This window comes from Synechococcus sp. H55.9 (assembly GCF_047462355.1).
Lineage (GTDB): Bacteria > Cyanobacteriota > Cyanobacteriia > Thermostichales > Thermostichaceae > Thermostichus.
This window is the reverse complement of record NZ_JANSJB010000004.1, coordinates 20,271-32,045: the sequence shown is the minus strand read 5'-3', so window position 1 is coordinate 32,045 and position 11,775 is coordinate 20,271. Positions and strand designations below refer to the sequence as shown.

Sequence of the window (11,775 nt, the reverse complement as noted above, 5' to 3'; positions counted from 1 at the left end):
GTTCAACAGTTGCTCAGCAGTTGCTCAATGGTGGCGATGGTGAAGTTTTGGCTGACCACCAGCCGTTCCACGCGAATGCGGTGGGCCTGCAGCAGGCACTCTTGTTGCAATGCTTTGGGCAGTCGTTCCCAATGATCCAGCAGGACTTCCAGCAAAATCTCGCCCGGCAGCCCGGTGGTGCTTTGCAGGGATCCCAGCTTTTGTACTCTCTTGATAGACCATTTGAGGGTGAGCTTTTGCAGGCCCAGTTGGGCATCGAGGGCCTCGCGGGGATCCGCTGGCTTGGCGGCACCGTTTTGGTGAACTCCATCGCCGGTACAGGTGGTGGCAGGGGGCAGAAGCTCGGCTTGCCCTTCAGTCGGCAGCGTAGCCCATTTGGCCGGGTTGACCTGCTCGACCGGAGCCGGCGACAGGACGGGCAGAGGATCCACGTCAAGATCTCCACCCAGAGAAGGCGCTTCAGGTGGGAAGGGTGCATCGGCCAAAAGAGGGATCCGCTCTGCCTCTGGCGGGGTTGTGGCAGCACAGCCCTGACGGGGCGAGGCCACGGGAGATTGCTCCGGCTCGACACCCACTGCCCCAGGGCGAGGCAGATCCAGAGGCTGTGTCTCTTTGTTGTCTTTGGGACGGTGCGGAGCATCCACGCAATCGACAGGCACAGGTTCGGGCAGCTCTGGCTGTTTATTCACCCCCATGCGCGAGAGCAGATCGGCCTTGGTAGGGCCAGTGGGCAATTTTTTCTTGGGGGGCTTTTTGGTGGTAGCCATCTTAGCGAGACCTCAACACCGCCTCAAGGATCTCGCGATAAGGTTGGGCCAAAACCTCTTCTCCGGCCTCTGCCAACGACCAGCCCATACTGTTGGTTTGCTGCACCACCGTGCTTTGCCGCACCGGGGTAAAAATGGGGATCCCTTGCATCATTTCCGCCAGGGCTTCCACCGCTGCCCGCGACATTTTGGTGCGGTTGTTGCCCACCCATTGCTCCCGGGTGGGGAGCACCCCCAGAAACTTGGGCACCTGAAAATCCAGCTCCTCCAATTCCTTCAGCAGCACCAGGGTACTCAGGGCCCCCATCACCCCTTTTTGGGTGCATTCCGTCGGCACCACCAACAGATCGGCGCTGAGAATGCTGTTGTAGGTGAGCAGCCCTTTCGAGGGGGGACTGTCGATGACCAAAAAGTCATACTCCGACAAAATCGGTCGCAAAGCCCGCTTCAAAAACAGCTCCCGCCCCGGCTCCATCACAATCGCGTCCATCGCTCGCGACAGGCTGTAGTCGCTGGGGGCCAGCCACAGCCGCTCCTGGCGATCCTCATTCAGCGGCGGACGAATGATCTCCCGAATGTGAACCCGATCCGCCCCTGGCAAAATCGTCTCGGCAATGGTGGCCGACTCCGACAAATCTGTCCAGCCCAGCCACTGGCTCAGGTTGCCCTGCGGATCAAAATCGACGGCCAAGGTCTTGCCGTGCTCTGCCAGCATGATGGCCAAGTTGAGGGCGGCTGTGGTCTTTCCGGATCCCCCACTCAAGCAGGCGACGGTGATGACAAGCGCCGTTCTGCCAGACATGCGTTATCCCCCTCGTAGCCCATCCCCTAACACTATAGCTAGGGTTAAGCAATAGTGTTTACACCTTAGATAGGGACTGCGCGGCTGAGGATGGCCTACAGGGATCCATCCGCTGGATCAGCTCTTTATCAATCCTCAAATTGGATCCTCAAAGGGAAGACACAAACCGGTGCAGCCGCTGCAGCCCTTTTTCCAGGGTGGCGCGATCGGCGGCATAGGAAAGGCGGATGTAGGCATCTGCCCCGAAGGCCAGGCCCGGCACGGCGGCGACGTGATGTTCTTGGAGCAGCCGTTGGCAGAACTCCACCGAACTTAGCCCGGTTTGGCCGATGTTGACAAACACATAAAAGGCGCCCTCCGGCTCTGGACAAGTCACTCCCGGCAGAGCGCGGATCCCCTCCAGCATCAGATCCCGCCGCTGCCAAAATTCTCGCCGCATTTTTTCCACCGCCGCTGCCGACAGGGGGCTGGTCAGGGCTTCCAGGGCGCCGTACTGGGCAAAGGTGCAGACATTGGAGGTGCTGTGGCTTTGCAGGTTGATGGCGGCGTCGATGATGGGCTTGGGCCCGGCCAAGTAGCCCACCCGCCAGCCGGTCATGGCATAGGCTTTGGCAAAGCCGCTGCTGAGGATCACTCGTGGCACCAAGTCAGGGCAAAGGGATCCCAGGCTGATGTGGCAGGCTTGTCCGTAAATCAGCTTTTCGTAGATCTCGTCGCAGACCACATACAGATGGGGGACAGACAGGATCACCTCGGCCAAGGCTGCCAGCTCCTGCCGATGGTAAACGGCGCCGGTGGGGTTGGCCGGCGAGTTGAGGATGAGCAACTTGCTGCGGGGGGTGAGGGCCTGGCGCAGTTGGGCGGCGGTGAGTTTGAACCCCTGAGCCTCTTCTGTCTGCACCCGCACCACCTTGGCCCCCGCCAAAGCCACCATCTCGGGATAGCTGACCCAGTAGGGGACGGGCAGGATCACCTCGTCGCTGGGATCCAGGAGTACCATGGCCAGGTTAAACAGGGTTTGCTTGCCGCCGTTGCTAATCAGGATCTGGTCGGGGCTGTAGTCCAAGCCGTTTTCTCGCCGCAACTTGTCCGCCACCGCCTGGCGCAGGGCGGGGATCCCGGCGGTGGGGCCGTAGCGGGTTTTGCCCTCTTCCAGGGCGCGGATGGCCGCCGCCCGAATGTGCTCAGGTGTATCGAAGTCCGGCTCGCCGGCGCTCAAGCTACACACATCCACACCCTCTGCCTGCATGGCTTTGGCCAGAGCTGTAATGGACAACGTGGGCGACGAGGATAGATGGGCGACCCGTTGGGACAAGCCGGCAGCAGACACCATCAGTCAGGAAACTCTTTGTTTTGAGAATTTTAACTTTCCTTGCGGTCAGTGACGGGAGGACGTCACGATTCTGAGGGGTTCTGAGGCTGGGCTACTGCTGTCAAGAGGCGGCTGCCATCCACCAGCAGCAGCTCATGGCCCTCCCGCTCCGCTAACAGATCCCAAAACTCGCCCGCAACAGCTCCTGGCAAAAACCCCTCCAAGCGCAGTTGTAAGGGCGGAAATTGCTTGTTCCCTTGGGGCTTGCGCCGCACGGTTATCTCAACAAAGCCATCGTGGGGCTCGACGATGCCGCGAATGTTGAAGCCCTCCTCTGCATCTTCGGGGGCAGGCAAAAAAGGCTCATCCTCCAGCTCTGGATCTGCCTCCTCTTCCGGCAGAGCCAGAATGCGGATGACGCTCAGACCTAGGGCGCCTCCCGACCGCGGCTGTGGCTGCACGTAGTACCAGTAGGTGTGGCCGCTCTCGATGCAGTGGGTGAAAGGACGCAGCAGCTCGGCGCGGCCAGGGGTGGCCGGATACTCCACGCCATCGCTGGCAACCAACATCGCCTGCGCATAGGTCTTGGGGATCGCTTTTAGGGATCCCTTGATCAGGCCCAAGGCACGGAACTGGTAGGGGTGAGCGGGCGGGGGCAGGGGATTCATAGGAGTCAGCAACAGGACGGAAGGCCAAAAGAGTAGGGCTTACAAGTCTATCTCATGACAGCGGCCATCTCAGAAGTATGGGAGGCTGCTAATCCAGCAAAAATTGCACCCACTTCGGTGGCGGCGGCAGCGGGCAGCGGAAATGCTCCATCACCAGAGCGGCCACCAGATGCACCGTGAACACATAGATGAGGGAGTTAAAGGCGATGAATGCCACCACCACCACCTGAACCATCCAGGGTTCCGCCACCCAGTACACCCCTAGTCTGGCCAGGGACACATCCAGCAGCCAGTTGGTCAGGCCGGTGAGTTGGATGGTCACGTAAGTCCAGAGGTTTTCCCCCACCAGCAGGGAGGAGAGCAACAACTGGAAAACCAGGCCGAAAGCGCTGAGGGCAGCGCCGCTGGCTACCGAGACATACCAAGAGAAGCGCTGCTGCCAGAGGCGGGCACACCCGTAGCCCAGCAGGCCATAGGGAATGACGTAGAGAATGCTGCGCGTGGGCCCCATCAGCACTGTCAGCAACAGGGCGGAGACCACCAGGGCCATCGCCCCGGTGCGGGGATCCCAGCGCATCACCGCCAGCGCCACCGGAATGGGGAAAAACAGACGCATAAAGGGAGCCAGCGGCGTGTAGCTCAAGATCCAGATCAAAGCGGCGGTGCTGGCCAAAAAAGCTGTTTCCACCACCCTCAAGGCCGGAGAGCGGGGAGGGGGCGGGGGGAGGGGAGGAAAGTCATCCGGCACAGAAGGCTGAGGCGGCGAGGGCACATCCAGAAACGCACGACTTTTCCCAGCTTAGGTCACCGCTTGCCGGGTTGGGCGCAACCGTTTATTTGATGTAAAACGGCTGGGGGAGGAACCCTGTTGTCGATGCCCACCACCCCAGCGGATCCCTTGTGGGTTCCATCAACTTGTCTTGAAATGAGTGGGGCGTTCTGGTAATGTCGAGGCGGGATCTTCATTTGAAAAGGCGGGATCCCTACTGAACGATTTTGGGATCAATCAACATGGCAGTGCGGGTGGGCATCAACGGTTTTGGCCGCATCGGACGGTTGGTGTTGCGGGCGGCTTGGGGCTGGCCGGAGCTGGAATTTGCCCACATCAACGAGATCAAAGGCGGGCCTGCCACCGCAGCTCACCTGCTCAAGTTCGACTCGGTGCAGGGCCGCTGGAACATCGACATCGAGGCATCCGGCCAAGGGCTGCGCATCCAAGACAAAGCCCTCACCTTCAGCGAGTACAAATCTCCTGGCGAAGTCCCCTGGGCCGATTTGGGGATCGACCTGGTGCTGGAGTGCTCAGGCAAATTTGTCAAGGCGGCAGAACTGGACGCCTACTTCAAAGCGGGGGTGCGCAAGGTCATTGTGGCTGCCCCCGTCCAGGATGAGGCGGCCCTCAACATCGTCATGGGCATCAACGACCACCTCTACGATCCGGGCCGCCACCATTTGCTCACAGCCGCCTCCTGCACCACCAACTGCCTGGCCCCCTTGGTGAAGGTCATCCACGAGGGGATCGGCATCCTACACGGGGTGATCACCACCGTCCACGACGTCACCAACACCCAAAGTATGGTGGATGCCCCGCACAAGGATTTGCGGCGGGCGCGCTCGGCTCTGCTGTCTTTGGTGCCCACCACCACCGGCTCGGCTAAGGCCATCGGCCTCATCTACCCTGAGCTCAACGGCAAGCTCAACGGCCTTGCGGTGCGCGTGCCCCTGCTGAATGCCTCTTTGACCGACGCCGTGTTCGAGGTGAGGCGGCCCACCAGCGTGGAAGAAGTCAATCACCTCTTGAAGACTGCAGCCGAGGGGGAACTCAAGGGCATCCTCGGCTATGAGGAGCTGCCCCTTGTCTCGGTGGATTTCAAGGGGGATCCCCGCTCCAGCATTGTGGATGCCCCCTCGACCATGGTGGTGGACGGCACCCAGGTGAAGATCCTGGCCTGGTACGACAACGAATGGGGCTACGCCAACCGCATGGCGGAATTGGCCCGCAAAGTGGCTCTCAGCTTATAGAGGAGACCTGCCCATGACTGCTGTCTCAAGTGCCCAAGCTGCCGCAGTGCGCAACTATGCTCTAGTAACCGCCGCCTACTGGGGATTTACCATCACCGACGGCGCCATCCGCATGTTGGTGCTGCTGCACTTCCACAAGTTGGGCTTCACCCCGATTCAGATTGCCATGCTGTTTCTCTTCTACGAGATCTTCGGGGTGATCACCAACTTTCTGGGCGGCTGGATTGGATCCCTGTTTGGCCTGCGGCTCACCCTGTACGGGGGCATTGCCATTCAGATCTTCGGCCTGGTGATGCTGGGGGTGATCAACCTGCAGTGGCCGATCTGGGGCCAGGTGGCCTACGTAATGACGGCCCAGGCTCTGGCCGGGATCGCCAAGGATCTCACCAAGATGAGTTCCAAAAGCGCCATCCGCCTGGTGGTGCCCAAGGAGGCCGAGTCCCGCCTGTTCCGCTGGGTGGCCATGCTGACGGGATCCAAGAACGCCCTCAAGGGGGTGGGGTTCTTTGTGGGGGCGGCCCTGCTGCAGATCTTCACCGAGATCTACGGGGATCCCCTGGGCTTCCGCATGGCCAACTTCGTGCAGGCGGGGGCGCTGGCTTTGATCTTCTGCTCCGGGGCGCTGCTGCCGGCGGATATGGGCAAGGTCAAGGCCAAGATCCCCTTCAAGCGCCTCTTTTCCAAGAGCAAAGAGATCAACCTTCTCTCGGCGGCCCGCTTTTTCCTGTTTGGGTCGCGGGATGTGTGGTTTGTGGTGGCCCTGCCGGTGTTCCTCTACGACGAGCTGGGCTGGACGTTTATGCAGGTGGGCAGCTACATGGCCATCTGGGTTATCGGCTATGGCTTTATTCAGTTTGTAGCGCCGCAACTGTTGGGGGGAGGGCGCCCGGGCCGCGCGCCCAAGGCTCGCACCATTCAGATCTGGACGTTGACCTTGACGGCAGTGCCGGCGCTCATTGCCACCGCCTTTATGGCCGGCCTGCCGCCGGAATGGGTGGTGACCGGCGGCCTCATCCTCTTTGGGATCGTCTTCGCCTTCAACTCGGCGGTGCACTCCTACCTGGTGTTGGCCTATACAGAAGATGACGATGTCGCCCTCAACGTGGGCTTTTACTACATGGCCAATTCCGGTGGGCGCCTGCTGGGGACGGTGACCTCCGGGATCCTCTTCCAGCTTTATGGCTTGGTGGGCTGCCTTTGGTTTTCTACCCTGTTGATCTTGGCGGCGGGGCTGTTCTCGCTGAAGTTGCCCGATCCCAGCAAAACGCCGGTGGAGTGGGTGGTTAAGCCAGGCGATTGAAAACTGAGCTCGATCCCATCCATCAAGTGGAGGAGGGGAAAGGACTCTGCGCCCGAACCCCGCCCAAGGGGGAGATAGATGAGATAGTAGAAGGGCAAGCAGCATTTCCGGCAGCCTATGAGCCTGCGCATCGTTCCCACAACTCCCTTCCCTGGCCAAAAACCCGGCACTTCTGGGCTGCGCAAGCCGGTGCCCGTGTTTCAGCAGCCCCATTACCTGGAAAACTTCCTCCAATCCATTTTTGATGTCCTCGAGGGATCCGCCGGCCAAACTCTGGTGGTGGGAGGAGATGGCCGCTACCACAACCGGGAGGCCATTCAGGTTCTGCTCAAGATGGCGGCGGCCAACGGCATGGGGCGGGTACTGGTGGGGCAGGGAGGGATCCTCTCCACGCCGGCGGTCTCCTGTCTCATCCGCAAATACGGGGCCTATGGGGGGATCATTCTCTCGGCCAGCCACAACCCCGGCGGCCCAGAAGGGGACTTCGGCATCAAGTACAACATCGGCAACGGCGGCCCTGCCCCGGAGAAGCTGACCGAGGCCATTTACGCTCGTACCCAGCAGATCCGGGAGTACCGCATCCTGGAAGCTGCCGATGTCGATCTGGAGTGCTTGGGCGAGCAACGGCTGGGATCCCTGACGGTGTCCGTCATCGACCCGGTGGCCGATTACTTGGGCCTGATGCAGCGCCTGTTCGATTTCGACGCCATCCGCGACTACCTGGCCTCTGGGATCCGTATCGCCTTCGACGCCATGCACGCCGTCACCGGCCCCTATGCTCGCGCCATTTTGCAGGGATCCTTGGGAGCGCCAGAGGGCAGCGTGCTCAACGGGCAGCCCCTGCCGGATTTTGGCGGCGGACACCCGGATCCCAACCCGGTGCATGCCCGCTCATTGCTGGAGCTGCTGTTTCGGGAAGACGGGCCGGACTTCGGGGCGGCCTCCGATGGGGATGGGGATCGCAACCTCATCCTGGGCCGCCAATTCTACGTCACCCCCAGCGACAGCTTGGCCGTGCTGGCAGCCAATGCCCACCTGGTGCCCGGCTACCGGGAGGGCTTGGTGGGAATTGCCCGCTCCATGCCCACCAGCCAAGCGGCGGATCGGGTGGCAGCCAAGTTGGGGATCCCTTGCTACGAAACCCCCACCGGCTGGAAATTCTTCGGCAACCTATTGGATGCCGGCAAAGTGACCCTCTGCGGGGAAGAGAGCTTCGGCACCGGATCCCACCACATCCGCGAAAAAGATGGGCTCTGGGCCGTCCTGTTTTGGCTGAACATTCTGGCCGTCCGACGGCAGCCGGTGCGGCAGATCGTGGAGGAACATTGGCACATCTACGGACGCAACGTCTACTCCCGCCACGACTACGAGGGCCTGCCGGTGGAAGTGGCCGAGGCCCTTATGGAAAACCTGCAGCGCTCCCTGCCCGGGTGGGTGGGCCAGCGTTTGGGATCCCACAGGGTGACCTATGCCGACAACTTCAGCTATACCGATCCCGTGGACGGCAGCACCACCCGTAACCAAGGGATCCGCATCGGCTTTGAAGATGGATCCCGTGTTATTTACCGTCTCTCGGGAACGGGCACCCAAGGGGCCACTCTGCGGGTATACCTAGAGCGACTGGAGCTGGATCCCGCCCGGCATGGCTTGGATCCCCAGGTGGCCCTGGCCGAGCAGATTCAACTGGCCGATCACCTTGCCCAGATTCGCGCCCGCACGGGTCGGCAGCAGCCAGACGTCGTTACCTAGTCCTTACCTAAGAGAACTCCGGATCAGCGGGCCAGACTATCCAGGCTGAATGCACCCACCGGAGAGGTCAGTTGAAACTCCCCCCGCTCCTGGGTCAGGCCCACCGGACGGCTGGGGAAAGCCACCAGGATCCCCTCCAGGCGCAGCGACTCCGCCAGCGGATCGTAGGCCAAGCGCAGCTCGAAATCCCGCAGGTCGCGGCGCACTTCAATGCGGCGGATCCCTGCCTCCGTCAGGCCCAGGCGGAGCCGCCAGTGGTTTTGCCACTGCGTGCCGAGGGTGGCATCCAACTCCAGTCCATAGGTAGAGATCTGGCCTAGCCGCGGATCGTAAACCGCCTGCAGCGCGTAGCTGATCCCCGGCTCATAGCTATCTAGACCCGAGCGCTGCTCCCGGTTGAAGGTGGTGCTGCTGCGCCCTCGATATTCCAGACGGATCGGTTGTAACTGCCCCTCGTTGAGGTCGTAGGAGGTTTGCACCTGGATGTTGAATAGCTCAGGGGTGGTGTTCCAGGTAAAGTTGGCGTTGAGGGTGTCCCACCTTTGGGCGACAAAGTCGTAGCCAAGGGTGGTGTCGAAGCGCAACAGGTTTTTTACTTCCGCCTGCAGCTCCTGCAAGTTGCGGGAGGCAATCGCTTCCAAGTCCTCCGGGGTGTCGTCCGGGAAGGTCAGAGCTATGGGCAGCTCGCCGGGCAGGTCATCTTCAAAGGCAATGTAGCCGGGGGGCACGTTGAGCAGGAAGTCGCGCGGCGTAAAGAAGCTGATGTTAGCGTTGAGGCGATCCACATCCTTGGGGCTGACGGAAAGGGTTTGAAAAGGAGCGGAATTGTTGCCGTAGAAGGTGCGGCTGTAGCGCAGATCGATGGTGTTCCAGTCGGCGGGCTTGAGGCTGAGGCGGGGGTTGAGGCTGACGGTGGATTCCTGGTCGGGGGTTGAGTACAGGACTTGGGTGTAGTCGATCGAGCCGGGCATGAAGGTGATCCAGGGAGCCGGTTGAATGTCGTTGAATTGAAGGCTGGAGCGCAGCTCGTAGCGATTGAAAAAGTTAAGGCCGGATCCCACTTCTCGATCTGGCTGTTGCTCTTGGGTCAGGGTGAGGGCGTTGCTGAGGGAGATATCGGGAGTGATGCGGAGGAGATCGGGATTGAAGGCCAGCTCGAAGTTGCGGCGCGGCTCGGTGTCGCCGTTGGAGCTGCTGTAGGCGCGGTAGTTGAGGCGGTAGGTGCCTCCCCAGCCGGGTGGGGTGAGTTGGGCACCCAGCGTCAGCCGCGCATCAGCGAAATCCGGCCCATCTTTGACGCTCACCCGCTGGTTGTAGTCCAGGCGCAGATCCGATTGCAGCCAAGGCACGCCCCCATAGCGCTGGATGTGGCTGAGGGTGAGGGGAAAGCTATAGGTGCCGTTTTCCTGGGATCCACTGCGGCTGATGTTGAGGGTGGTGGTGGAGAGATCCCCCTGAAAGGTGGTGTTGAGGCGCAGGTCGGCGTTGTCGTTACGCCCGCCGGCAGGGCGGTAGGTGTTGTCCAGGTTGAGGTTGAGCTGGCCCCGCAGTTGGCCCTCTTGGCCGAGGAGGTTGGCGGCGTAGAAGTCGAAGTTGTGGTCGAGGCGGAAGCGGCTGGAGAAGCGCCGCTGGTCGGCCTCGGTTACCAGGTAAAACTGGGCCCGCCCGTAGTTGACGCTGTCGGGGATGGGGAGGATGTAGTCGTGTAGAAAGCCGATGCCCAGGCCTTTCTTCTGCAGGACATCCAGCCGCAGGCCACCGAAGTTGTACTCGTCGAAGCGATAGGCCCAACTGGATTTGACAAACACCCCTTCCGCCTCACTGCGCCCCGGCAGCACCCACTGGTGATCCCGCAGGCTGTAAATGAAAAGAGGCAAGTAGGCAATCTGCAGCCCCGCCCGCAGATCGCCCTCTTCGCTGAGCTCGCCGCCGGCAAAGACGCGGGCGTCGTAAACGATGACCCGGTCATCGGGAAACACCTCCACCCGATCCCCTTGCACGTAGTGGGTGATGGGCGGCTTCGGCGAGGTGGTGACGGTGGCCTTCTCAAAAAAAATCTGATCCCCCAACAGGGCGGTGGTCTCTTGGCTGCGCACAAAAACCTGGGTGCCCGGCTCCTCCCCCGGCAGGATCACCAGCGAGTTTTCAAATTGGGCAGACCGCCTGGGGATGTCCAGATCCAAGTTGCGCCCCTCGATTTGCCGGATGCCGCGACCCTGGGGGCCAGGGGGCTGTTCCATCCGGAAGGGGCCCTCGCTGCGCAGGCGCCGTTCCCGCCGGTAAAACAACAGCCGCTCGCCAGTGATGCGGGTGCCGTCCGCCAGTTGGATCTGGGCGTTTCCCTCGGCAATGCCCAGGTCTTGTTCGGCGATGTAGCTGAGCACATCCCCACTGACGTTGATCTGATCCGGGTCGAGGGGGATCTGCCGTTGGCTGGTGGCGGTGGCCGCCAGCTGCTGGCGAATCTGGGATCCCCCCACTCGGCCTAGGTCAACGTTCCCCGCCGTCTCGGTGCTCAGATCCCGTAGAAGCGGGAACTGCTCCAGCAGTTGAGGGGCCAGGGGGGAACCGACAGTAGGAACAAAAGCTTCTGTTCCGGTTTCGCTTCCCCCTTGAGTGGTTCCCGTCCCTCCCGACGCAGGGATCGCCAAGCTCCCACCGGCTTGCGAGATCAAGGAAGGAACGGTCTGGGGGAAAGGCGGGATCCGGTTGGTTGGCGACAGCGGGCCGGAGGCCTCACCCAGCTCCGCTTGCCCTTGAGCAGTGGCCGGGCTCTCGCCAGTGGATCCTAGGCCGCGCCTAGTCTCGGTGGGACGCAGCCGGGGTTCTTCTTCCATCCGCAGGGCAGCAGCTTGGGAACGGGGGGAGCCGAGGGAGTCCAGAGTCGGAACGGTTGCAGGGGGCGTCGCTGCTGAAGCGGGCCGGGAAGACGGCGTTGCCTGGGCCTGTTGTGCCTGCCGCCGGGCGTGGGCCGCCGCCCCTTCGGCCAAAAGCCGTTGCAGCCGCTGCCGGTTTAGCTCTTCTGGCGTGAGGGCCTTTTCAGGAGGGGTGCTGGGTGGCAGGGATCCAGAAGCTCCAGGATCAGAACCAGAGGCCGCAGGAGATCCAGTTGCCGTCGTCAAGGGCACAGCAGGCGGGGAGGATTGGGCCTCGGC

9 protein-coding genes are annotated in these 11,775 nt (G+C 61.7%); 3 read left to right on the top strand and 6 right to left on the bottom strand.

Annotated elements, in window-relative coordinates; genetic code table 11:
• Positions 1-2 precede the first annotated feature (2 nt).
• From NW857_RS01180 to NW857_RS01160, 5 genes are all read right to left on the bottom strand, one after another.
• Entirely contained in the window at positions 3-767 is a 765-nt protein-coding gene (locus NW857_RS01180; RefSeq protein WP_414347822.1) for a hypothetical protein, read from the bottom strand.
• A 1-nt stretch (position 768) separates the two neighbouring features.
• The gene (locus NW857_RS01175) at positions 769-1,569 is read right to left on the bottom strand and encodes a ParA family protein (RefSeq protein ID WP_414337251.1); all 801 of its coding nucleotides are present in this window, start codon (positions 1,567-1,569) and stop codon (positions 769-771) included.
• Between the two features lie 148 nt (positions 1,570-1,717).
• Complete coding sequence (locus NW857_RS01170) at positions 1,718-2,902, bottom strand: pyridoxal phosphate-dependent aminotransferase (protein ID WP_414334453.1); 1,185 nt, start codon at positions 2,900-2,902, stop codon at positions 1,718-1,720.
• Between the two features lie 62 nt (positions 2,903-2,964).
• The gene (locus NW857_RS01165; protein ID WP_414347827.1) at positions 2,965-3,549 is read right to left on the bottom strand and encodes a hypothetical protein; all 585 of its coding nucleotides are present in this window, start codon (positions 3,547-3,549) and stop codon (positions 2,965-2,967) included.
• A gap of 88 nt (positions 3,550-3,637) precedes the next feature.
• Complete coding sequence (locus NW857_RS01160) at positions 3,638-4,321, bottom strand: DUF2232 domain-containing protein (protein WP_414337250.1); 684 nt, start codon at positions 4,319-4,321, stop codon at positions 3,638-3,640.
• 239 nt (positions 4,322-4,560) lie between these two features.
• On the opposite strand from NW857_RS01160, the gene NW857_RS01155 reads away from it, so the two are divergent.
• From NW857_RS01155 to NW857_RS01145, 3 genes are all read left to right on the top strand, one after another.
• On the top strand, positions 4,561-5,571 hold the full coding sequence (locus tag NW857_RS01155; protein WP_414333099.1) for an ArsJ-associated glyceraldehyde-3-phosphate dehydrogenase: 1,011 nt from the start codon (positions 4,561-4,563) through the stop codon (positions 5,569-5,571).
• Positions 5,572-5,584: 13 nt separating this feature from the next.
• Positions 5,585-6,871 carry an organoarsenical effux MFS transporter ArsJ gene (arsJ, locus tag NW857_RS01150; RefSeq protein ID WP_414367753.1) on the top strand — a complete coding sequence of 429 codons (1,287 nt, stop codon included), beginning with the start codon at positions 5,585-5,587 and terminating at the stop codon, positions 6,869-6,871.
• Between the two features lie 117 nt (positions 6,872-6,988).
• Entirely contained in the window at positions 6,989-8,620 is a 1,632-nt protein-coding gene (locus NW857_RS01145) for an alpha-D-glucose phosphate-specific phosphoglucomutase (RefSeq protein ID WP_414333096.1), read from the top strand.
• Between the two features lie 23 nt (positions 8,621-8,643).
• Here the strand turns inward: NW857_RS01145 and NW857_RS01140 are convergent.
• Positions 8,644-11,775: hypothetical protein (locus NW857_RS01140; protein WP_414367751.1), on the bottom strand; the 3,132-nt coding region annotated here is incomplete at its 5' end.